The sequence below is a fragment of the Zestomonas ipomoeae genome (assembly GCF_057128665.1).
The window spans coordinates 1-21997 of record NZ_JBSKHQ010000017.1; the positions used below are offsets into that span (position 1 = coordinate 1).

The 21997-nt window shown below is 59.4% G+C and carries 16 protein-coding genes; 9 read left to right on the plus strand and 7 right to left on the minus strand.

What is annotated here, in order from left to right:
• Positions 1 to 310 (plus strand): hypothetical protein (locus ACWKV7_RS17215; RefSeq protein ID WP_483858920.1); only part of this gene is annotated, 310 nt, incomplete at its 5' end.
• A 244-nt stretch (positions 311 to 554) separates the two neighbouring features.
• Here the strand turns inward: ACWKV7_RS17215 and ACWKV7_RS17220 are convergent.
• The gene (locus tag ACWKV7_RS17220; protein WP_483858921.1) at positions 555 to 1268 is read right to left on the minus strand and encodes a hypothetical protein; all 714 of its coding nucleotides are present in this window, start codon (positions 1266 to 1268) and stop codon (positions 555 to 557) included.
• A 604-nt stretch (positions 1269 to 1872) separates the two neighbouring features.
• Between ACWKV7_RS17220 and ACWKV7_RS17225 the strand changes: the two genes are divergently transcribed.
• Positions 1873 to 2418: a hypothetical protein gene (locus tag ACWKV7_RS17225; RefSeq protein WP_483858922.1), complete on the plus strand. Its 546-nt coding sequence runs from the start codon at positions 1873 to 1875 to the stop codon at positions 2416 to 2418.
• Here the strand turns inward: ACWKV7_RS17225 and ACWKV7_RS17230 are convergent.
• Together ACWKV7_RS17230 and ACWKV7_RS17235 are read right to left on the minus strand one after the other, a co-directional pair.
• Positions 2402 to 2833, minus strand: coding sequence for a very short patch repair endonuclease (locus ACWKV7_RS17230; protein WP_483858923.1), 432 nt, complete (start codon positions 2831 to 2833; stop codon positions 2402 to 2404). The genes ACWKV7_RS17225 and ACWKV7_RS17230 overlap by 17 nt on opposite strands.
• A 3-nt stretch (positions 2834 to 2836) precedes the next feature.
• Positions 2837 to 4027 carry a restriction endonuclease gene (locus ACWKV7_RS17235; protein ID WP_483858924.1) on the minus strand — a complete coding sequence of 397 codons (1191 nt, stop codon included), beginning with the start codon at positions 4025 to 4027 and terminating at the stop codon, positions 2837 to 2839.
• A gap of 82 nt (positions 4028 to 4109) precedes the next feature.
• Between ACWKV7_RS17235 and ACWKV7_RS17240 the strand changes: the two genes are divergently transcribed.
• The 3 genes from ACWKV7_RS17240 to ACWKV7_RS17250 all read left to right on the plus strand — a co-directional run bounded on the left by ACWKV7_RS17240 (position 4110) and on the right by ACWKV7_RS17250 (position 8398).
• Positions 4110 to 5090 (plus strand): DNA cytosine methyltransferase, encoded by a 981-nt coding sequence (locus tag ACWKV7_RS17240; protein WP_483858925.1) that lies wholly within the window; start codon positions 4110 to 4112, stop codon positions 5088 to 5090.
• A 69-nt stretch (positions 5091 to 5159) separates the two neighbouring features.
• Positions 5160 to 7298 carry a sensor histidine kinase gene (locus tag ACWKV7_RS17245; RefSeq protein WP_483858926.1) on the plus strand — a complete coding sequence of 713 codons (2139 nt, stop codon included), beginning with the start codon at positions 5160 to 5162 and terminating at the stop codon, positions 7296 to 7298.
• A 2-nt stretch (positions 7299 to 7300) separates the two neighbouring features.
• On the plus strand, positions 7301 to 8398 hold the full coding sequence (locus ACWKV7_RS17250; RefSeq protein WP_483858927.1) for a hypothetical protein: 1098 nt from the start codon (positions 7301 to 7303) through the stop codon (positions 8396 to 8398).
• Between the two features lie 5 nt (positions 8399 to 8403).
• Here ACWKV7_RS17250 and ACWKV7_RS17255 read toward each other — a convergent pair whose 3' ends face one another.
• Positions 8404 to 9399 (minus strand): tyrosine-type recombinase/integrase, encoded by a 996-nt coding sequence (locus tag ACWKV7_RS17255; protein WP_483858928.1) that lies wholly within the window; start codon positions 9397 to 9399, stop codon positions 8404 to 8406.
• Positions 9400 to 9566: 167 nt separating this feature from the next.
• Here ACWKV7_RS17255 and ACWKV7_RS17260 point away from each other — a divergent pair, with 167 nt between their 5' ends.
• The 4 genes from ACWKV7_RS17260 (at position 9567) to ACWKV7_RS17275 (ending at position 17467) form a co-directional block, all read left to right on the plus strand.
• Positions 9567 to 10217 (plus strand): MBL fold metallo-hydrolase, encoded by a 651-nt coding sequence (locus tag ACWKV7_RS17260; RefSeq protein WP_483858929.1) that lies wholly within the window; start codon positions 9567 to 9569, stop codon positions 10215 to 10217.
• Between the two features lie 81 nt (positions 10218 to 10298).
• Positions 10299 to 10976, plus strand: a complete 678-nt coding sequence (locus tag ACWKV7_RS17265) for a YiaD family glycine zipper/OmpA-like lipoprotein (protein ID WP_483858930.1) — start codon at positions 10299 to 10301, stop codon at positions 10974 to 10976.
• 219 nt (positions 10977 to 11195) lie between these two features.
• Positions 11196 to 15320, plus strand: coding sequence for a CHASE domain-containing hybrid sensor histidine kinase/response regulator (locus ACWKV7_RS17270; protein ID WP_483858931.1), 4125 nt, complete (start codon positions 11196 to 11198; stop codon positions 15318 to 15320).
• A gap of 5 nt (positions 15321 to 15325) precedes the next feature.
• On the plus strand, positions 15326 to 17467 hold the full coding sequence (locus ACWKV7_RS17275) for a putative bifunctional diguanylate cyclase/phosphodiesterase (protein ID WP_483858932.1): 2142 nt from the start codon (positions 15326 to 15328) through the stop codon (positions 17465 to 17467).
• Between the two features lie 105 nt (positions 17468 to 17572).
• On the opposite strand, the gene ACWKV7_RS17280 is transcribed toward ACWKV7_RS17275, so the two are convergent.
• The 3 genes from ACWKV7_RS17280 to ACWKV7_RS17290 form a co-directional block, all read right to left on the minus strand.
• On the minus strand, positions 17573 to 18490 hold the full coding sequence (locus tag ACWKV7_RS17280) for a 1-acylglycerol-3-phosphate O-acyltransferase, YihG family (protein ID WP_483858933.1): 918 nt from the start codon (positions 18488 to 18490) through the stop codon (positions 17573 to 17575).
• 177 nt (positions 18491 to 18667) lie between these two features.
• Positions 18668 to 20767 (minus strand): phosphate acetyltransferase, encoded by a 2100-nt coding sequence (gene pta / locus ACWKV7_RS17285; protein WP_483858934.1) that lies wholly within the window; start codon positions 20765 to 20767, stop codon positions 18668 to 18670.
• Positions 20768 to 20806: 39 nt separating this feature from the next.
• Positions 20807 to 21997 (minus strand): acetate kinase, encoded by a 1191-nt coding sequence (locus ACWKV7_RS17290; protein WP_483858935.1) that lies wholly within the window; start codon positions 21995 to 21997, stop codon positions 20807 to 20809.

Consider the following 21997-nt stretch of genomic DNA (forward strand, 5'->3'; position numbering starts at 1 on the left):
TGGGGCACATCAGCCCAGAGGGCTTCGAGGCCAGGATGAGGGCTTAAACACGTGTCCACGATTGCTGGGCAAGATCAGGCAGGACATCGCCAAGGCTTTGCAGCGATTGGTGTCGACATCAGATGAGCGTGTGCAGCGCTTCCGTTTGAGCTGGCTGAAGGAGCGTCTCCAGTACTGCAGCCCAATGTGCAAGTTCAGGCTGTCACTCAAGGCTGCCATGCAGGAGCTGGAGCGCGTTGAGATCATCGCAGCGGCGCGCATCGAGATGAGCACCAAGGGGGAGGAGCAGGCCGTGTGGGTACGGTTGTAGCGCCGCCTAGCCATCGGGGTTGCATTCCACCGGTATCGGGGTTGGATTCCATTCTATCGGGGTTGCATTCCATCGGTATCGGGGTTGCATTCTTCCCCTCAGGCTGACAACCCCGGCTGGCGGGGGCTGCAGAGGTGGTAAATGCTCCCTACCTTTCTTCTACCCTATATTTACCTAGTCGGCCTGTGGATAACTTCTGGTCCAAGCAGGTAATCCAGCGGGTATTGATCGCATCCCGCCACGACTAAAAGCGTTCGCACTCTAGCGGAGTGACCCAGGTGGGCTTAGAGGCAATCCGTGTCCTCTCTATTTCGATGATCTCTTGCCGGACGCCTTCGTATACCCCCAGTTCAGTAAGAGTGTTCTTGATTTCTGCTGTCTCTAAATCTTTAAGAGCCTGCTGATACGCGCTGTAGGCCATTGAAAATCCATTGCCGTCCGAAAATCGAGAGTAAGGATCGGTGATTGATAAATATCTATATATCGAAACTGATGCAGGTAGGTTGCTTTCTCCATGCACGAGTATTCGTGTAAAAAAGTTTTTTATTGCGTTATCAATGGAGTCTCTCTCAGAAGAGTTGCATGTCTTCTTGATAATTGTAGATAGTTCAAGATGGCTTCCCCATAGAGATATCCATAGTCCCTCTGGCCCCTCCCAGTACTTTTTGTCGACATCGCTGAAGACTTGACCAAGCATCTTAAGTATCTGGAAAGGGTGTCGGCTGACTCGGCCTTTGAAGTATTTATATAGTCGGTTGGAGTCAACTAAGTCTGGCCAGTTAAAGTTCGTGGCGCTCTCTTGGAACCATGCGCTGAATTGGTGGGGATTTTTAGCGCCGACTTCGACTCTTAGCATGTTCATAAGCGAAATCGTTCGAAGTTTTAACGGCTTTTTGCTGTCTGTTGGCGCTGGCATCTGGTTGGTCTTGTTGTATTGGTTTTGGGGAAATATATGCATCGTCTGTTGCGTAGGTCAACAATGGCTTGCGGTGTATTGCACGAGTTGGCTCTGATGGTTTTTGGTTGCAATTAAATGGCATGGAGGTGACGTATAAGTGCAGCATGATGGCGTGAAAAGTGCCTACTGATTACATGCGGTGACGAGTTGGTTTGCGGCTGTTATCTTTTGGGTCAGGGCAGGATGTGTGAGGTAGGCCTACCGTCCACCTCACCACCTGCTTTATTCGCCTACGGCTCAACAGGGGAGCATGATGCGACACGATAATGAAATGCAGCCTAGTCGGGGGCTGCAATCGTTCGACGCTGTCGCCCACCTTAAGGACGAGGAGACTATTCGGGCCTACCTGCAGGCCGCGCTTGATGATCCAACGCCAGGGGCGTTATGGCTTGCTCTGGACGTTGTGATCAGGGCGCGGGACCGCTTAGTTAGGGAAAATAAGCTTTCGCCCTGACTTGAAAATTCGGTTTGGAACGTTATCCATACTACTGCCCAACAAACGCATATCCAGGAGAGTCGTGGGAATGAGCATTGGTAAACGACGTAGTAATCTGACAAAACTGACTGCTGCAGGTATCGTCATCGTGGCTCTTTTAGGGGGGGGGTGGAAAAGTTCTTCAATATTACAGAGCGTCTGATTCCTGATCGTGAAAGCTATCAGGACATCGTTACCCGGAATCACAATCCAACGAATGTGGTGCTGGCTGAGGTGGGGGTTCAACACATGCTGGGAGATCCGGATAGCTCGCTTGTCGTGAAGTACCAGAGTGTGACGGAAATGCCTGCTCGCTCTTTCAGTGTTAAGGCGAATCTGGGGGCAGAGGAACTGCCAGAATTTAGGTCGGCGATATACAAAGGCTTTGATCCAGCTACCTTGGGTATCATTCCAAAAAGCGCCCTGGAAATGCCAGTAGCATCAATTTCTGGGTTGGAAGAGCGTGTTGGTGGGAGCATTTGCGGGGTTGGACTGCGCCCTGTCGACTTGGGGGCTCCTCGTCCAGAAAACTGTCCATCGGGGGCGCTGTTGCGTTCAACTCCTCTCAGCATCGCGGCCTTCTACAAGACGGATTTTGGAGAGAAGAAGATCATGAACCATATCGTATGGTTGTATCACTGTTCCACTTGTAGCTCGCTCAATCGAAGGGGCTGACCTTCCGATCAAGTAAACTCAGGATCCTCTCCCGTAGCTGGTGAGGATTCTTTGTTTCGCACTCCCAAATAACTCCCACTCTCCACCCCATTCCTTGTAGGGCTTCCCCCTTTTCCTTGTCTCTTTCCGCATTCCTTGCCAGCTTCGGTAGCCAGAATTCCTGCCTGCTCTTGGGCTTATAAGCGTATTTGCAGCCGGGATGTTGATGCCAGAAGCAGCCATGGACGAACAGGCACAGTCTGAGTTTGGGGAATACAAGGTCTGGTGAGCCAGGCAAATCCTTTCGATGGAGCCGGTACCTCAATCCCATCGAATGGCAAAGTGATCGAACGACCAGCTCGGGTTTGGTGTGGCGACCTTTGATCTTCGCCATCATCAGGGAACGTTCTGCAGGTGTGAGAATGTCTGCGCACATAGCTCAAGGTTTGCTGAGCGGGAAGCTGGATTCAAGCCATTGCCTGAGGGCCTCCTCGCTCTTCAATCCAGCCTCTTTAAGGAGATCGATGATGTCCTTCCCGGCAAGAATCATTACTGGGTGGCCGTCTTCAACGATTTCGTTGTATGCCTGATCGTGAACCCAGGAGGTGGTGACCAGCACACCGAACTGGCGATGACGCAGGCGAGAAATCAGACGAGAGACTTCGCGTACACCCACCGAGCTACTGGTTGCGTAACATTTGGCTTCGATTGCGAAATCAACAAGCACGGATGATTCGGCCCTGCCGATTCTCAGCTTACCAATCCCGTCCCTGCCCCCGTCCCGAAATGGGCGCGTCAGATCCAGCTCGACCGTATCAGGCAGGCAAAGACGGACTAGATGTGCAGCACATGCCTCAAAACTGTAGGGGTCTGCCTGGAAGTGTTGGTGCAAAGCCGTCAGCATGTCTGTGTCTGGCTTGGAGGAGGGGAGCTGTTCTTTCTTCGAGCGTATCGGTTGTGAGCGCTTGGCAATCAGAGGGGTGTATTGGCCTGACTTCAGCCATCTCATCCATTCCAGCGGGGCGTGGGCGCTTTCGCTTCCGCGGACGCCTTCCTGAATAATGTCGAAGAGCCAAGCGCGGGGGATGCGTGGCAGATCCAGGATCGTGAACGTTGCCCGGTAGTTCTGGAATCGTTGCCCCTTGGTGGTGTGCCAGATGGCTACCAAGTCATCGTTATGAGTGCTGCCAACCGCACCTGGTACAGCAAGACCGCGGAACACCACATCCCGATACACACCGGCTTTGGTGAAGACCAGGATCGGCGGAATTTTATGGCGCTCTCCTGCATGCAAGTGGCCAAAAACTAGCTCCAGGAGGTTATTGCCATAGCGGTTCGTTTCGTTCAGCCTGCGGCCGGGCTGCTTGTTGTCCCCGTAGTAGGTGAACACACCGGTTGATAAATCGAGACCATCGGGCCAGTCCTGGTCTTCCATGCTGGAGATCAGGGCAATCAGCTTCGGGTCATTGCGAGTACCACGAATCCGGAAGCCACCTTGATTGCTCAGGCTCAGCAACCGGGTTAGAGGGTCATCACTGGCGTTGCCATTGCGGCTTCCTGCATAGCGGGCATCGATTACTAGGTCTGCGTCCTCAAGCTCCTCCAGGGAGTACACCAGGTTATCGCTCATTGACTGTCCTTGGTCATATTAAAGGTTGCATGGTGCCGGGAACCTGGTAGCCTGGCCAGTAGATAAAACGGAAGGTTGTTCAATGGATCAAATTCGCGCTTTTGACATGTTCTGCGGGGCCGGTGGGGCCAGCTTGGGGGCCAGGGACGGGGGCGCTACTATCGTTGGTGGGGTTGATATTTGGCAGCCGGCCATTGAGTCCTTCAAGATAAACTTCCCTAAGGCTCATGTCTTTCATAAAGATCTTCGTGATTTGACGCCTGAAGAAGTTCTCGGAAAAACCGGCCCGATTGACCTTCTTATCTCATCTCCTGAGTGCACTCACCATACTTGTGCTCGGGGTGCTAAACCTCGGTCCGAAGAAAGCCGAGAAACTGCGTTTCAGGTGATTCGCTATGCAGAGGTAATGAAACCGCGGTGGATTACTCTTGAGAATGTTGTTCATATGAAACCCTGGCCTCGCTATCAGGAGTTGATGTCAGAGTTGAAGCGCCTTAATTACAAAGTTCGTGAACAAATAATTGATGCATCAGACTTTGGTGTTGCTCAGCGTCGCCGTCGTCTTTTTATGATTGCGGATCTCCAGGATGAGCCTGAATTGATCTTGCCGCTCAATAATAGTCATAAAACTGTCTGGGATATTCTGGATCTCAGTGGGAAATATAAGATGAGTCCGCTTAGGACTCCCCGGCGTGCAAAGGACACTCTTGCTAGAGCTGATAGGGCTATTGAGGAACTGGGGCCGAATGAGTCATTTCTCATAGTTTATTACGGCAGTGATGGGGGAGGAGGGTGGCAAAGAATGGATATGCCATTGCGAACGGTAACGACAATCGATCGATTTGCTTTTGTCACTCCATCCCCAGAGGGGCATAAAATGCGAATGCTGCAGCCTGATGAGTTAAGGAAAGCAATGGGTTTTCCTGGGAATTATCGCTTTCCAGAAGTTACAAGGCGTGAGCAGGTTAAGCTGATGGGCAATGCAGTTTGCTCGCCTGTGATGGAGGCAATTGTTGCATCTATTCGGCGACAGGCTCTTTTGAAGAATAAAGAAGCTGCATGATGTGAAGGCGTGACCATTATAAAATGCGGCTTGCACTCATAAGGGTGTGAGCCTTTTTTTGGAGGTTTTATGTCGGGTTCAGCCTTTAGGCCTAGAGCAAGAATTATGAAGACTCTAGGGGAAGAACTAATCAGTAGTGATAGTGTTGCCATTATTGAGCTGGTTAAAAATGCATATGATGCCGACGCTAGTGAAGTTCTTGTAAAGTTTGTTGGCCCTCTTAAGCAGGGAGAGGGCAGTATTCATGTCATTGATAATGGAAAAGGCATGGATAGATTAACGGTGGAAAGAGCGTGGATGGAGCCGGCGACGCCAAGTAAGGTAAAAAATAAAGTATCGGAGAGTGGTCGTAGGGTTCTTGGTGAGAAGGGTATTGGAAGATTCGCTGCCTCTCGTTTAGCTGATGAGCTTGAACTTGTTAGTAGGCGGCGCGGTGGTGCTGAGGAGGTCAGGGCTGTATTTGACTGGACTCAGTTTGATGATGAAGAGAAGTATTTGGATGAAGTTAGGGTTTTGATTGAGGAGCGGCCTGCAGCCTCTATTGCGGAGCACGGCACCTCTCTAAGTATGTCGAGGTTGAAGGGGGACTGGAAAAATATCAGCTTCGATGAAATACAGCGGGGGCTATCTAGATTAGTTTCGCCATTTTCAGAGTTGCCTGGTTTTAAGATTAAAATTGAAGCTCCTGCCGGCTTTGAACAGTATTCCTCGGAGATTTCACCGCCGCAAGTTATTAAATATCCCCACTATATGGTGGAGGGCCAAGTTAATGCTGATGGCACGTATTATTTTGTTTACCAAGTGCTAGCATCAGGGGCTGAGCAATTGGCTCGTGGTGCTTTTTTTCATCACCCTAAGTCCGGGTGGGTGATGCGAGATGACCTCTCCGTCGAGTCTATGGAAGAGAATTACAGGCCGCCAGAGTGTGGTGCTTTTAAGGTTCAGCTGAGAGTTTGGGATCGGGATGAGCTGGGAAATGTTCAGCAAATGATTGGTGGGACAATTTCTAGTGTTCGAAAGGATCTTGATAATTTTGCAGGTATAAACATCTATAGGGATGGGTTTCGTGTCATGCCCTATGGTGAGCCTAATAATGACTGGCTGCGTTTGGACTTGAGGCGTGTCCAGAAGCCAGTTTATAGGCTTTCAAATAACCAAATTGTTGGTTACATATCTATTACGGCGGATGGTAATCCTGATCTAAAGGATCAGTCTAATCGTGAAGGTATGCGTGAAAGTCAGGCTTATACGGACTTGAAAGATTTGATGTTTTGCATTCTGTCTAGGATGGAGGACGTCCGCTATAAGTCTAGAAAACAACCTGCCTCTCCTGCAGGTGAAGACGGAGTAAAGCAGGGGGGGTTGTTTGATGCGTTGGATCTTTCGGGGATTAGACAGCATCTGCAAAAAGCGCACCCTAATGATGCTCTTGCAAGAAATTTAGTTGACAGTGTCGAGGCGGATTTTTCTCGGCGAATTGAAAGCATAAAGAAGGTTGTTGCTAGATATAGTGGTCTTGCCACTTTGGGCAAGTTAGTTGATGCGGTTTTGCATGAGGGGAGGCAGCCTCTTGCAACTATTTCTGGTCAGGCTGGGCTTGGGCAGGAGGATTTGGAGGACTTTGGCTATTCGGGAGAGTCTAAGCTAGAGACCGTATATCAGAGATTGCTTAGAATTAAGGAGCAATCAAAGGTTCTCAGTCTTATATTTAAACGAATAGAGCCATTTGGTGGGCGAAAATCTGGGCGTCCCCCGCAGCTTTACCTAGAGAAAATTATACAAGATTCTTTTGATATTTTTGAGGGTCAGCTTAAGTCGTCTTCTATAAGCTATGGCGTGTCCGATACGCAGACCCTGGTTCGCCTTGATCCGCATGAGATGCAGCAGGTGTTTGTCAACTTAATTGACAATAGTATCTATTGGCTTCAATTCGTTCCTGTGGATGCTCGAAAGATATTTGTGGCAGTTGAGCGTACTGCTGAGGGTTTTGTTGATGTGCTTTTCTCGGATAGCGGGCCGGGGGTGCCTGAAGAGGATAGGGATTCGATTTTTGATGCCTATTACTCTACGCGTAAAGATGGTGCTGGTTTAGGGTTATCGATAGTTGGTGAGATGGTATCCAACTATTATGGTGGAAGCTTGGAGTTGTTGAGTGGTGGTGATTTGCCAGGTGCTGCGTTCAGAATAAGGCTTTGCAAGAGGGTTTGAATATGAAATGGAATTTTCTAGTTGTTGATGATGACGAAGCTATGGCCCAGCAGACGGCTGAAATATTGCAAAGTGCTAGGACTTTGGATGGCGCCGAAATCACTTGTGAAGTCTGCACGAGTTTTGAGTTGGCCAAGGAGAAGGTGCTGGTTTCTCGCTACGATCTCGTCGTCCTGGATTTGAGGGATGATGCGGGGAAGATAGATTTAAAGGGGCAGGAAGTTCTTGATCTTTTGAGAGAGGCTCATTTCGTTCCTGTCGTATTCTATACGGGGCACTCTCATAAGGTTGAGTCTCTGAAGACTCCTTTTGTTCAGGTTGTTGCTAAGGGAGATGAGGATGCTGATCGCCTTCGCCAAGCTGTTAGAGATGTTTTCTCAACACGGCTGCCGGAATTGATTAGATATATCCAGGAGCAGCAGCGCTTGTATCTATGGTCGCATGTTGATGAGTTTTGGAAAAGAGATGGGGCGATCTGCGATGTTCGGGATTTGGCTTATTTGCTGGCGCGGCGGCTTGGCAGTGCGCTTGAGGGGGCGTCAATACGCAAGTTCTTGAAGGAGGGGGATGTGCAAGATGTTGCCCATCCAGCAGAGGTTTATATTTGGCCTGCTTTAGGTGACTCAATCCAAAGCGGCGATATTCTCAGGGTGGAGGGTCAGATTTTTCTTGTGCTTAATCCGGCCTGCGACTTTGTTCAGGGTAAGGTTGAGTTGTTAGTTGTGGCTGAGTGCGTTCCTTTGGCTCAGTGTGTTGAGTATTCGGGGGTTGCTGATGCTAAAAGAGATGGTGGGCAGCCTAATGGTAATCAAATAGGTGCTTTGAAGAATTTAATAGGTGACAATAGGCAGAAGTCCCAGCCGGAAAGATATAAGTTTCTTCCAAAAACTGTTTTCCTAGATAATCATGTCGTGGACTTTCAGCGGGTAAAAACTTTTCCTTTGGCTGATTTGGGGGCTGCGAGAGTTGAGAGAATTGCGACGCTTGACTCGCCTTTTGCAGAGTCTGTAGTTAGTCGTTTTTCGAGATATTATGGGCGAATTGGTGCGCCAAATCTGGAGCGTGAAAGGATTGCTGATGAAATTATCGCTCAGATTTGAGTTGGCTAGCTTAGCTTCTTGGCTAGATCCTCTGTTCTGGGATGGTAGTATCGCATCAACATCCTTGTGTCCTGATGGCCTGTGATTTTAGTCAATTCGTGCAGTGGAAATATTTCAGCTAGCCGCGAGGTTGCCTCATGGCGCAGGTCGTGAAACCGCAGTTCTAACAGGAACGGATCATTGTCGATCTGTTGCTGGACCTCCTTTTGAGGAAGGCCTTGATCCTGTAGTTGCAGGGTAAGTCCTTCCTCATAAGCTTGGCGAGCGTAGTCTGCGGCGTCGTTGAAGGCCTTTGTAATGGTGTCTGGCCTGCTCTTAAATACTCGGCCATCCTCAAGCATGGGTTGGCTCGTCACTATCTCAACGGCTAGGCTTGAGAGTGGTACGCCACGGGCAGAACCATTCTTGGTGACTGGCAAAATCGCAGTACGTTTCTTCACATCGACGTTGGTTCGTACCAGGCTCGAAATCTCGCTGCGGCGCATACCGGTTTCTACGGCGAATCGAGCAATCAGAGGTAGCTCGGTCGAGCGAGCATAGCGACAGATCATCTCCAGCTCGTCCAGGTGCTCGCAAATCAGTTTGCCGTCCCGCAGTGTCCAAACGTCTGCGCTCAAGATGCGCCTATCTCTGGCGTCATCAACACTGGGCTGGCGAATCAGCTCCACGGGGTTGCTCAAGGACTCCATGCGCCACTCTTTGCGGGCGATGGTGAAGACGTGCGAAATCAAAGCTAGCTCACGGCGTACTGTGGCTGCTGCCATCCCCTCTGCGAGGCGTTGATCACGGTAGCTGGCCATGTCAGCGCCACGGATGCTGGCCAGCGATCTCAGGGCCAGTGAGTGGCGTTGAAGAGCCTGGATGCGGGATAGCTCAGAATCGCTACTGCGCTTCTTGCTAGTAACCTGCTCGGCGTACATCTCCAGGGCTTTGGCGAAGGAGGTCGATTCCGCTTCGTTGCGGCTGACGAACACGCCAGCGTCCATTTCGCGCTCGATCATCGTTGCCCAGGCCTTCGCCTCGGCCTGGGTGTTGAAAGTGCGGGTCTGTTGGGGCCACCCTTTACGCCTGATTTGGGCGTGCCACTGGTATGGGCCTTTCTTCCTGATCGTCGCCATCTTCAATCGCACTGTGCCAAAAATGTGCCATTAATCCTACAGGAATACCCATGGAAGCCGCAAAACCCGCGCTAATACGAGAAACCTTCCCTGTCGGGCCTTTGCAGTGCAACTGCACCATCATTGGCGATCCGGTGAGCAAGCAGGCCATCGTCGTCGATCCGGGCGGCGACCACGAATTGATCCTGGCGCGCCTCGATGCGCTGGGGCTGAAGGTGGTCAGCATCATTCATACCCATGCGCATCTCGATCACTTCCTCGCATCCGGGCAGATGAAGGAGAAAACCGGGGCCACCTTGCACCTGCACCAGGGCGACCAGTTCCTCTGGGACAATCTGGAAATGCAGTGCCGTATGTTCGGCGTGCCCTACACCCCGGTGCCGGCGCCGGATTTCTGGTTGAAGGATGACGAGGCATTGGCCTGCGGCTGTGGCGTGGCCCTGCATACGCCGGGGCATACCCCGGGTTCGATGAGCTTCTGGTTTCCTCAGGCCAAGTTGCTGATCGCCGGCGACACGTTGTTCCGTCGCGGCATCGGTCGTACCGACCTGTGGGGCGGCGACTACGCCAGCATCGAGCGTTCGATCAGGCAGCGGCTCTATAGCCTCGACGAGGAGGCCACCGTGGTCACCGGTCACGGCCCGGATACCCGGCTGGGCGACGAGATGCGGGAAAATCCCTTCGTGCGTGCCGGGCTGTGATGGCCTTTTGGGAATTTACCCCGGATTTGTGGCTCTAATGGGGCCCAGTCCGCGTGTTAGAACCACCAACAGGAGCAGTACATGAAGACTTCCCCCCGCCTGATCATCGGCGCCACGGCCATCGCCTTGCTGGCCGGCTGCGCCTCGAACAACCCTTATGAGAACCAGCAGGGCAGTTCGAACAAGACAGCGATCTATGGCGGCCTCGGTGCGCTGGCCGGTGCCGCGGTGGGCGCCGCGACGTCCAGCAAGAAGGACCGCGGCAAGGGCGCGCTGATCGGTGCGGCCGTCGGTGGCGCCGCCGGTGCCGGCTACGGCTACTATGCCGACAAGCAGGAGGCCGAGTTACGGCGGCAGATGCAGGGTACCGGCGTCGAAGTGCAGCGCCAGGGCGACAACATCACGCTCGTGATGCCCGGCAATATCACCTTCGCCTCCGACTCGGCGGATATTTCCGGCGATTTCTATTCGACGCTGAACAACCTGGCCAACTCGATGAAGCAATACGACCAGAACAGCATCGAGATCGTCGGCCACACCGACAGTACCGGCTCCTACCAGTACAACATGAACCTGTCGCAGCGCCGTGCCCAGAGCGTGGCCAACTACCTGACCGCCCAGGGCGTCAGCGGCGCGCGCATCAGCACCCGCGGCGCCGGTCCGGACCAGCCGGTGGCGAGCAACGCCACCCAGTCCGGGCGTGCGCAGAACCGTCGGGTCGAGATCAACCTGCGTCCGCTGAACAACGCGCAGTACTGATTCCGCCCCTGCAGGCCCCCGGTCGCGCTCTTCGCGTGGCCGGGGGCTTTTTCGTTTCTGCGTGGTTGGCGTGCCGGGCATTGCCGTCCGTCGACTGGCTGCGGCCGGTTTCCTGGCGACTGCCATGCTGAGCGTGGTCTAGCCTGGTTCGGGGAACCATAGGGGCAGCGGTAACTCTGTAACCAGAGGTGCCCGTTGCGGCGCAGGACAGGAGGTCGCATGGATGACACAGTCGTTCTTCAGGCCCGTAGACCGTGGCTTCCGCTGCTGGTCGCGCTGACATTGCTGACGGGGCTCGGTGGGCTGGTCGTCTGGCAATGGCACGGGTTGAACGAACGCACACGGGTCGAGCAGGAGCAACGCTTCGACCTGACGGTAGATGAGATCGAAAAGAATCTCGGCGACCGCATGCGCGCCTACGAAATGGTGCTGCGCGGCCTCTCGGGCCTGTGGGTGGGCTCGGAACAGGTGACCGAAGCGGAATGGCAGCGGGCCACCGACCAGTTGCAGCTGCAAGACCGCTATCCCGGCATCCAGGCCCTCGGTTGGGCACGCAGCGTCGAGGCCGGGCAGTTGCAGGGCTTCATCGATGCGCAGGCCGATGAGAGCGGGCAGGCCATGCACGTGTTTCCCGAGGGGGATCGGGATCATTACCTGGTGGTGAGCTTCATCAACCCGCTGGATTGGCGCAACCGTCGCCTGCTGGGCTATGACATGCTCAGCGAGCAGGCTCGCCAGTACGCTGCCGAGCGGGCCTGCGACAGCGGCGAAGCGGTGCTCAGCGGCCCGCAGCAGCGCGCCGAGGACGCCGACCATAACGAGCAGATCGGCGTTTCCCTGTTCCTGCCGGTTTACCGTGCGCTGGCGCCGGTGACCACCGCGGCAGAGCGCAAGGCGGCGTGGCTAGGTACCGTGTTTGCCGCGTTCCGTGTGCAGGACCTGCTCAAGGGCACGCTGGGCGTGCGCAGCAACCTCTACCACGTCGATTTGATCGATCTGGGGGAGGGCGGCGGCGATCTGCTCAATGGCGCCAGCACGCCCCCCGTTGCGCCGACATTCCAGCGCAGCCGCGACCTTCGGCTCTACGGGCGCAGCTGGCGGCTCGAGGTCGCCAGTACGCCGGCCTACGAGCGTAGCCTGGATGACACCGGCAGCACCTTCAGCCTCTGGGTCGGGCTGCTCGCCTGCGTCCTGCTGGCGGCGTTGTGCGGTGGCTATCTCTACCTGCGCGAACGTGCCCTGCGGCAGAGCCGGAGGCTCAGCGAGGAGCTGCTGGAGCGCGAACAGCGTTTCGGCATGCTTGTCGAGCGGTTGCCGGTGGCGACCTTGCTGTGCAATGGCGAGGGACGCATCGAGCTGGCCAACCAGAGCGCCGCCGACCTGCTCGGCACGACCCAGGCGGCGCTGCTGGGTGAGCGGGTGCGGCGCTTCCTGCCGGCTCTGGGCGAGACGCTGGTGTTGCCGGAGAGCCCTACGGACGAAGCGAAGCTGGCCGAGAGCCAGGCCCTGCGCGAAGACGGCGAGTCAGTGCCGGTGGCCCTCAGCCTCACGGCGCTGGAAAGCAACGACGGCGAGCGCTTTCTGCTCAACCTGATCGATCTGAAGGCCCGCAAGGGGGCCGAGGAGCGCTTCCGCCTGGTGGTCGAGGCCTCGCCCAATGCCATCGTGCTGGTGGATAGCCTCGGACATATCGCCATGGTCAACCGGCAGGCCGAGCAAATGTTCGGCTACAGCCGCCAGGAATTGCTCGGCCAGCCCGTCGAGCTGTTGTTGCCAGAGACCTTGCGCAAGGGGCATGCGGGGATGCGCGAGAGCTACCTGCACAACCCCGAGCCGCGCCGCATGGGGAGCAACCGCGAGTTGTACGGCCAGCACCGCGACGGCCATTCGATACCGCTGGAGGTGGGCTTGGCGCCACTGCGCGCCGGCGACACCATGTTGGTGCAAGCCTCGATCATCGATATCAGCGAGCGCAAGGCCGCCGAGGAGCGCTTCCGCCTGGTGGTCGAGGCGTCGCCCAACGCCATCGTGTTGGTGGACAGCGATGGCCGCATCGCCATGGTCAACCGGCAGACCGAGCAGTTGTTCGGCTACGGACGTCAGGAACTGCTCGGCGAGCCGGTGGAACGCTTGTTGCCCGAGGCCCTGCGTAGCAGCCATGTGTCCTTGCGCGAGGGCTACCTGAGCAGCCCCGAGCCGCGCCGCATGGGCGGCAACCGCGAGCTGTACGGCCAGCACCGCGACGGCCACTCGATACCGCTGGAGGTGGGCCTGGCGCCGCTGCGCAGCGGCAACGACCTGCTGGTGCAGGCCTCGATCATCGACATCAGCGAGCGCAAGGCCGCCGAGGAGCGCTTGCGCGAACAGGCCGAGCAGTTGGCCCAGGCCAATCGCTACAAGTCGGAGTTCCTCGCCAACATGTCCCATGAGCTGCGCACGCCGCTCAACAGCATCCTGATCCTCAGCGACCAGCTCAAGCAGAACCATGCCGGTAACCTGAGCGAGCGGCAGGTGATGCACGCAGAGATCATCAACCGTGCCGGCAGCGATCTGCTGCGGCTGATCAACGATGTACTCGACCTCGCCAAGGTCGAGGCTGGCAGCATGCAGCTCAAGCTGGAGTCGCTGAACGTGCACGACCTGGTGACCGAGCTGGATGCCAGCCTGCGCCCGATGGCCGAGCTGAAGGGCTTGCGCCTGCTGACGCGGATCGAGCCGGGGGTGCCGCGAATGATCCACGGCGACCGCGTGCGCCTGCATCAGATCCTGCGCAACCTGCTGTCCAACGCCATGAAATTCACCGAGCAGGGGGAGGTGGAGCTGGTGGTCGGCAGCGACCCGCCGGAGGCTGACGGGCGCGAATGGTTGCGCCTGGCGGTGCGCGACACCGGCATCGGCATTCCGCCGGAGCAGCACGAACGCATCTTTCTCGCCTTTCAGCAACTCGATGGCTCCACCAGCCGGCGCTTCGGCGGTACCGGCCTGGGTTTGGCCATCACCCGCCAACTGGTCGAGGTGCTGGGGGGGCACATCAGCCTGGAGAGCGCTCCCGGCGAAGGCGCGTGCTTTACCGTTCGCCTGCCGATCACCGAGCCGGCGCCAGTGGCCGAGGCGATAGTCGATGAGCCGCTGCGTGCCGGCCAGGGGCCGGCGTTGCTGATCGTCGAGGATGACCGCAACTTCGCCGCCGTGATCGCCGAGGAAGCCCATGCCCATGGTTTTTCCAGCGTGCTTTGCCGCAGTGCCGAACAGGCGTTGGAGCTGTTGCGGCAGGAACGCTTCGTGGCGGTGATCCTCGATCTCATCCTGGCGGATCGCAGCGGCTGGCAGGTGTATCGCTACCTGCGCACGCAGCAGGACCATCGCCAGCTACCTGTGCATATCGTTTCCTGCATGCCGCCGCCCGAGGGCTGGCACGACGAGGTCGGCAGCTATCTGGTCAAGCCCATCGCCCGCCTGGACCTGCAGCAGGTCCTGCGCGAGCTGGCGGATTCCGCCCAGGCCCAGCCGCTGCGGGTGCTGCTGGTGGAGGATGCCGCGCAGGAACTGGAACGCTACTACGAGCACCTGGCCGACATGGGCTTCACCGTGGTCACCGCGAACAGCGCCGACGCGGCGCTCCATGCATATCGGCAAGGGCCGTTCGCCGCCCTGGTGATCGATCTCGACCTGCCCGGCAAGGACGGTTTCGAGCTGTTGCAGGAGCTCGAACAAGAACGCCCCCTGGACGGTGTGCGGGTGGTATTCAACACCGGAGTGGATGTCGCCCAGCAGACCTTGCAGCGCTTGCGCCACTACTCGGCGCAGATCGTGCGCAAGGGCGAGGGCGACCTGGCCGCGCTTGGCTCGGCCGTGCAGGGCTTTCTCGCCAGTATCGGCCGCGCGCCTGGCCGCGAGCCGTCGTCCGGCGAGCAGGACCTGAGCGTGCTCGAGGAACGACGGGTGCTGCTGGTGGACGACGACGTGCGCAATCTCTATGCGATGAGTGCGCTGCTGGAAGAATTTGGCCTGGAAGTGACCCCGGCCAAGGACGGGCTGGATGCCATCAATTGCTTCACCCGCTACCCCTGCGATCTGATTCTGATGGACATGGCCATGCCCAACATGGACGGCTACGCCGCAACACGCGCGCTGAAAGAGGAGCACGGCTGCCGCGTGCCGATCATTGCCCTGACCGCCCATGCCATGAAGGGCGATCGCGAACATTGTCTGGCCGCTGGCGCCGACGACTACCTGCCCAAGCCGGTGAACCGTCGGGAGTTGCTGGACCTGCTTTACCGTTGGCTGAGCGGCGCCGCCGCGGAGGAGCCCGAAGCGCTCCGCCGGCGGGGCCATGAGAGGTGAAAGAGATGGGACAAGCGCAGCGCAAACCGCAGCACTACGAGCAAACGCTGTTGGTGGTGGATGACCGCCAGGAAAACCTGATTGCCATGGAGGCGGTGCTCGATAACGGAGAGTGGAACGTGCGCACCGCCAGTTCGGGGCTGGAAGCACTCCAGTGCCTGCTGGAGGAGGACATCAGCCTGGTCCTGCTGGATGTGCAGATGCCCGGCATGGACGGCTTCGAGGTGGCCCGCCTGATGCGCGGCAACACCCGCACCCGCTACACGCCGATCATCTTCGTCTCCGCCATCGCCCAGACCCAGGATGCGGTGCTGCGCGGCTACAGCACCGGGGCGGTGGACTTCATGCTCAAGCCGTTCGACACCCAGGTGCTGCGGCACAAGATCAACTCGCTGCTGCAGCACGAGCGCAATCGGCATGAACTGCAGGTGCTCAACCAGCGCCTGGACAGCGCACGGGCGTTCAACGCCTCGGTGCTGGAAAATGCCGCCGAGGGCATCCTGGTGGTCAACGAGCAGGGCCTGATCGACTTCGCCAACCCGGCCATCGCTCGCATGCTGCGCAGCAAGGTCGAGGACCTCAAGGGCAGCCACCTGTTGTCCCACCTGCTGGAGCCACGCCAGGACGACGATTGGCAGTCCACCGAGTTCTATCGCAACTGGCGGCGCGGCACCACCTACCGCCTGCACGACGCCAGCATGCGCACCGCCAATGGCGGGCGGCTGCCGGTGTCGCTCGCTTGTTCGTCATTGGCCCCTGCGCAGCGCGCCATGGTGGTGATCGCCGCGGACATGTCGGTGGTGCGCGACCTGCACGAGCAGCTCGAATCCCAGGCGATCACCGATGCCCTGACCGGCCTGCTCAATCGTCGCGGCTTCCACCAGGCGCTGGAGTCGGCGCTGGCGCGCATCGACCGCAACGGCAAGCGCATGGCCCTGCTGTACCTGGACCTGGATGGCTTCAAGCGCATCAACGATTCCCTCGGCCATCCGGCGGGCGACCAGGTGCTGCGGCGCGTCGCCGAGCAGTTGCAGAGCTGCATGCGCCCCTACGACATCCTGGCGCGCATGGGCGGCGACGAGTTCACCGTGCTGCTCGACTCGCTGAACCATCCCGAGGATGCCGCGCGGGTGGCGGAAAAACTCATCGAAGTCATCTCGGTGCGCTACCAGCTGGAAGGACTGGAGGTGACCCTCGGTGCCAGCGTCGGCATCGCCTGCTTCCCCGAATGCGGGCAGACGGTGGACGGCCTGCTGTCGTCCGCGGATATCGCCATGTACGAGGCCAAGCGCGCCGGCCGGCGCCAGTATCGCTTCTTCTCCCAGGACATGAACGGTCGCGCCCGCTCGCGGCTGATGCTCGAGGAGAGCCTGCGCAGCGCCATCGAGCGCAACGATTTCGTGCTCTATTACCAACCCCAGGTGTACCTGGACAGTGGTCGACTGCGCGGTTTCGAGGCGCTGCTGCGCTGGGAGCACCGGGTGGCCGGCACCATCGCGCCCGACGTGTTCATTCCGCTGCTGGAAGAAACCCGCCTGATCAACCGGGTCGGCGAATGGGTGTTTCACGAGGGCGCCCGGCAATGCAATGCCTGGCAACCGAAGTTCGGCGACCAACTGGTCGTCAGCCTGAATGTCAGCCCGGTTCAGTTCAGCATGCCGCGCCTGGCCAGCGATCTTGCCCGGGTGCTCGACGAGCTGCAGCTCGCACCCGGGCAACTGGAAGTGGAAGTCACCGAAAGCGCGCTGATGAGCGACATGGAGCACACCCACACGCAGCTCGCCGAGTTGCGCGACCTGGGGGTGCGCATCGCGCTCGACGACTTCGGCACCGGCTACTCATCCCTGGCCTATCTGCGCCATTTCGACCTGGACACGCTGAAGATCGACCGGCTGTTCGTCGCCAACCTGCTGGATTCGCCGAAGGATGCGGCGGTGGTCAGCACCATCATCGACCTGGGTCGTCACCTGGGGCTGGAAGTGATTGCCGAAGGCGTGGAAACCGCTGCCCAGCGTGCCTGGCTGATGGCCCACGGCTGCAACATCATGCAGGGCTACCTGGTGGCGCCGGCGCGGCCGGCGAAGGAAGCCGAGCAGCTTAAACATCCGGTGGAGTGGGCGACGCTGGTGCGGCAAGAGCAGTCCTAGCGGCCTGGCCGAGGCCGTTGATATCGGCCTGCTCGAATCGCTCGTTGGCAGGCCGCGTGCGGTCCCGTTCGGGAGTGCCGGGTGTTTTCGACGGCCTGCCGGGCGTCAGTGCGCCGTCCGGCCGGACGGGAACTCTTGGTGCAGGCGGTCGAGCAGGGCGTCCTTGGATTCCCAGAGCTGGTTGACCCATTGCTGGAAGGCCAGGCGGTATTCATCGTCCTGGTCGTAGCTCTTGCACAGGAACTGCCGGGGAATCGCCATTTCCTCGATGCGCACCACGACCCGCTCGATCTTGCCGCAGAGCAAGTCCCAGAAGCTCGGGCTGCCATCCGGGTAGTGGATGGTGACGTTCAGCAGTGCATCCAGTTGCTCGCCCATGGCATCCAGCACGAAGGCGATGCCGCCTGCCTTGGGCTTGAGCAGGTGGCGGAACGGCGAGGCCTGCTGGTCGTGCTTGGCCTGAGTGAAGCGGGTGCCTTCCAGAAAGTTGAACACCGACACCGGGTTGGCCTTGTAGCGTGCGCAGGCCTTGCGCGTGGTGGCCAGGTCCTGGCCGCGTTTTTCCGGGTGCTTGGCCAGGTATTCCTTGCTGTAGCGCTTCATGAACGGGAACTCCAGGGCCCACCAGCACAGGCCGATCACCGGCACCCAGATCAGTTCCTGTTTGAGGAAGAACTTGAGGAAGGGAATGCGCCGGTTGAACTGGCGTTGCAGCACCAGGATGTCGGCCCAGCTCTGGTGGTTGCTGGTGACCAGGTAGGAGTGGCGCATATCCAGCCCTTGCATGCCCTGCACATTCCACTGGGTGCGCTGCACCAGGCTCATCCAGGCGCTGTTGACGGCGATCCAGCTCTCGGCGATCCAGTGCATGCCTTTGCGCAGCGCGCGTTGCACGGCGCGGAAGGGAAGCAACAGCTTGAGCAGGGCGAGGCAGAACAGCGGCCAGCAGAAGATCAGGGTATTGGCCGCCAGGATCAGGGCAGCGAGCACACCCCGCAGGGGGGCAGGCAGGAAACGCAGCATGGAAGTCAGCTCCGCATTGGGGCGGTCTGGGCCGCCTGGAATCAGTCGATCGCCCGCCGCGTTCCCTCACCACGGACGAAGTGGTGGCACAGGGTACCGGCTGCCCATGCAACTGCAAGCCCTGCGTTTGGTTGGTGGAAGGCCTGCGGGGCGGTTGACCGCCCCGCAGGCGTCGGGTCAGCGGCGCCCGGCCGCCTGCACCGCGGTGAGGGCGATGGTGTAGACGATGTCGTCCACCAGTGCGCCGCGGGACAGGTCGTTCACCGGCTTGCGCAGCCCTTGCAGCATCGGGCCGACGCTGACGCAGTCGGCGCTGCGCTGCACCGCCTTGTAGGTGGTATTGCCGGTGTTCAGGTCGGGGAAGATGAATACCGTGGCGCGGCCGGCCACCGGGCTCTTGGGGGCTTTCTGCCGGGCCACGCTGGCGATGGCCGCGGCGTCGTACTGCAAGGGGCCGTCGATCAGCAATTCGGGATTGCCGGCCTGGGCCAGGCGGGTCGCTTCGCGCACCTTTTCCACCTCCGCGCCGCTGCCGGATTCGCCGGTGGAGTAGCTGATCATCGCCACCCGCGGCTCGATGCCGAAGGCCTTGGCCGACTCGGCGCTCTGCAGGGCGATTTCCGCCAGCTCGGCGGCCGACGGGTCGGGGTTCACCGCGCAGTCGCCGTAGACCACCACCTGGTCGGGCAGCAGCATGAAGAACACCGAGGACACCAACTGGTAACCGGGCGCGGTCTTGATCAACTGCAGCGCCGGGCGAATGGTGTTGGCGGTGGTGTGCACGGCGCCGGAGACCAGGCCGTCGACCTCGTCGAGGGCCAGCATCATGGTGCCGAGCACCACGGTGTCTTCCAGCTGCTGCTCGGCCATCGGCGCATTCAGACCCTTGCCACGGCGCAATTCCACCATCGGCTCGATGTAACGACCGCGCACCAGGTCCGGATCGAGGATTTCCAGGCCGGCCGGCAGGTCGATGCCCTGGGCCTTGGCCACCGCCGCCACCTCTTCCGGCTTGGCCAGCAGCACGCAACGGGCGATGCCGCGTGCCTGGCAGATGGCGGCCGCCCTGACCGTGCGCGGCTCGCTGCCTTCCGGCAGCACGATGCGCTTGTCCGCCGCCTGGGCGCGCTTGACCAGCTCGTAGCGGAACGCCGGTGGCGACAGGCGCAGCTCGCGGGGGGCGCCGCAGCGCTGGCGCAGCCAATCGTGGTCGATGTAGCCGGCGACGAACTCGGTCACCTGCTCGGCACGTTCGCGGTCGTCCACCGGGATTTCCCGGTTCATGCGCTGCAGGTTGTTGGCGGTGTCGTAGGAGCCGGTGGTCACCGTCAGCAGCGGCAGGCCGCTCTGCAGGGCGCCCTGGCAGAGTTCGAGAATGCGCGGGTCGGGGGCGAAGTCGCTGCACAGCAGCAGGCCGGCCAGCGGCACGCCATTCATTGCGGCGAGGCTGGCGGCGACGATGATGTCGTCGCGGTCGCCAGGCGTCACCACCAGCACGCCGGGCTTGAAAAGCTGGGCGCTATTGGCCAGGGCGCGGGCACAGAGCACGATCTTCTGCACCCGGCGTTGCTGGTAGTCGCCGGCATTGAGTACGCGGGCACCGAGCAGGTCGGCGATGTCGCGGGTGCGCGGCGCGTTCAGTTCCTCCTGCCAGGGAATGCAGCCGATGACGCGGAAATCGCCGTTCTTCAGCAGTGGCGAATGCTCCTTGAGGCGCGCGCTGAAGGCCTCGACGCCGGCCGGGTCGCGCACCTTGTTGAGGATCACGCCGAGCACCTTCGGGTCCTTTGGCCCGCCGAACAACTGCGCTTGCACTTCGACCCGGTCGGACAGCTCCTTCAGCTCGTCGGCGCTGTCCTGGTCCGGCGCGCTGACCAGGATCACCTCGGCATCCAGGCTGCGGGCCAGGTGGGCGTTGACCCGTGCCGCATAGCTGACCTGGCGGGTGGAGACCATGCCCTCGACGATCAACACGTCGGTGCCCTCGGCAGCCTGGCGATAGAGGCTGACGATCTCCTCCAGCAGGGTGTCGAGCTGGCCGTTGCCGAGCAGCCGCTCGACATGCTCCAGCGGCAGCGGCTGGGGCGTGCTCAGGCCGTGGGTGCGGGCGACCAGCTCGCTGGAGCGCTCCGGGCCGAGGTCGCCGGGGTGTGGCTGGGCGATCGGCTTGAAAAAGCCAACCCGCAGGCCGGCGCGCTGCAGTGCGCGAATCAGGCCGAGGCTGATGGAGGTGAGGCCGACGCCGAAACCGGTCGGTGCGATGAAAAACGTTTGCATAGGGTGTCCTTGTCAAATCGATCGGTCGGGCCCTGGCCTTCAGGCATCCAGCAGCGCGAGGGTATCCAGGGCGATCTGCCGTTCCTCGTTGGTCGGCACCACCAGCACGCACGGATGGCCGGAGGCGTGGATGCTGCCGGCGACGCCGCGAATGCAGCGGGCGTTGGCTTCTTTATCCAGGACGAGATTGAACAACTTCAGGTGGGCAACCGTCTTGCTGCGGATCAATGGTGAGTTCTCGCCGATGCCGCCGGTGAAGATCAGTCCGTCCAGATGTGGCAGGGCGCAGCTGAGGGCGGCCAGGGACTTGGCCAGGCGGTAACAGAACACCTCGATGGCCAGGGTTGCGCCGGCGTGGCCCTGGTCCCGAGCCTTTTCCAGGCTGCGCATGTCATTGGACAGGCCGGAGAGACCGAGCAGGCCGCTTTCCTTGTTCAGCATCTTCTCGATGCGCTCAAGGCTCCAGCCCAGGGCGCGTGCCAGGTGGCTGTGCAGGTTGGGGTCGACGTCGCCGCTGCGCGTGCCCATCACCAGGCCTTCCAGCGGGGTCAGGCCCATGCTGGTGTCGCGGCTCTGGCCGTTGACGATGGCGCAGGTCGAGCAGCCGTTGCCCAGGTGCGCCGACAGCCAGCTGCTGTCGCCGAACGACAGGCCGGCCATTTCGGCGGCGCGGCGGGCGACGAAGCGGTGGCTGGTGCCGTGGAAGCCATAGCGGCGCACGCCCTGCTCGCGATACAGCGACTCCGGCACCGCGTAGCGATAGGCATAGTCGGGCATGCTCTGGTGGAACGCTGTATCGAACACCGCCACCTGCGGCAGGGTAGGGAACAGCTTGAGCGCTGCTTCGATGCCCTGCAGATTGGCCGGGTTGTGCAATGGCGCCAGCGGCGCGGTGGCCTGGATCGCCGCCAGCACCGGGCCGTCGATCCGGCGCGCGGCGGTGAACAGCTCGCCGCCATGCACCACGCGGTGGCCGATGCCATGCAGCTTGCCGCCGGCGGCGCCTTGCACCAGCGGCAGCAATTGCGACAGCGCGACGCGGTGGTCGGCGCCGGGGATCATCAGGCTGTCGCGTTCGCCGCTGCCGCGTTGCCAGTGCAACGAGGCCTCCGGACTGCCCAGGCGCTCGGCCAGGCCGCTGAGGGTGAATTGCGAATGGGCCTCGTTGACCAGGGCGAACTTGATCGACGAACTGCCACAGTTGATAACCAGAATATTCCGGGCTGGCAT

What these genes read in the sequence shown, in the direction of transcription:
- ACWKV7_RS17220 (WP_483858921.1), bottom strand. Translation starts at nt 1,268, where the DNA reads ATGCATATATTTCCCCAAAACCAATACAACAAGACCAACCAGATGCCA.
- ACWKV7_RS17230 (WP_483858923.1), bottom strand. Translation starts at nt 2,833, where the DNA reads ATGTGCGCAGACATTCTCACACCTGCAGAACGTTCCCTGATGATGGCG.
- ACWKV7_RS17235 (WP_483858924.1), bottom strand. Translation starts at nt 4,027, where the DNA reads ATGAGCGATAACCTGGTGTACTCCCTGGAGGAGCTTGAGGACGCAGAC.
- ACWKV7_RS17240 (WP_483858925.1), top strand. Translation starts at nt 4,110, where the DNA reads ATGGATCAAATTCGCGCTTTTGACATGTTCTGCGGGGCCGGTGGGGCC.
- ACWKV7_RS17245 (WP_483858926.1), top strand. Translation starts at nt 5,160, where the DNA reads ATGTCGGGTTCAGCCTTTAGGCCTAGAGCAAGAATTATGAAGACTCTA.
- ACWKV7_RS17250 (WP_483858927.1), top strand. Translation starts at nt 7,301, where the DNA reads ATGAAATGGAATTTTCTAGTTGTTGATGATGACGAAGCTATGGCCCAG.
- ACWKV7_RS17255 (WP_483858928.1), bottom strand. Translation starts at nt 9,399, where the DNA reads ATGATCGAGCGCGAAATGGACGCTGGCGTGTTCGTCAGCCGCAACGAA.
- ACWKV7_RS17260 (WP_483858929.1), top strand. Translation starts at nt 9,567, where the DNA reads ATGGAAGCCGCAAAACCCGCGCTAATACGAGAAACCTTCCCTGTCGGG.
- ACWKV7_RS17265 (WP_483858930.1), top strand. Translation starts at nt 10,299, where the DNA reads ATGAAGACTTCCCCCCGCCTGATCATCGGCGCCACGGCCATCGCCTTG.
- ACWKV7_RS17270 (WP_483858931.1), top strand. Translation starts at nt 11,196, where the DNA reads ATGGATGACACAGTCGTTCTTCAGGCCCGTAGACCGTGGCTTCCGCTG.
- ACWKV7_RS17275 (WP_483858932.1), top strand. Translation starts at nt 15,326, where the DNA reads ATGGGACAAGCGCAGCGCAAACCGCAGCACTACGAGCAAACGCTGTTG.
- ACWKV7_RS17280 (WP_483858933.1), bottom strand. Translation starts at nt 18,490, where the DNA reads ATGCTGCGTTTCCTGCCTGCCCCCCTGCGGGGTGTGCTCGCTGCCCTG.
- pta (WP_483858934.1), bottom strand. Translation starts at nt 20,767, where the DNA reads ATGCAAACGTTTTTCATCGCACCGACCGGTTTCGGCGTCGGCCTCACC.
- ACWKV7_RS17290 (WP_483858935.1), bottom strand. Translation starts at nt 21,997, where the DNA reads ATGCCAGCCCGGAATATTCTGGTTATCAACTGTGGCAGTTCGTCGATC.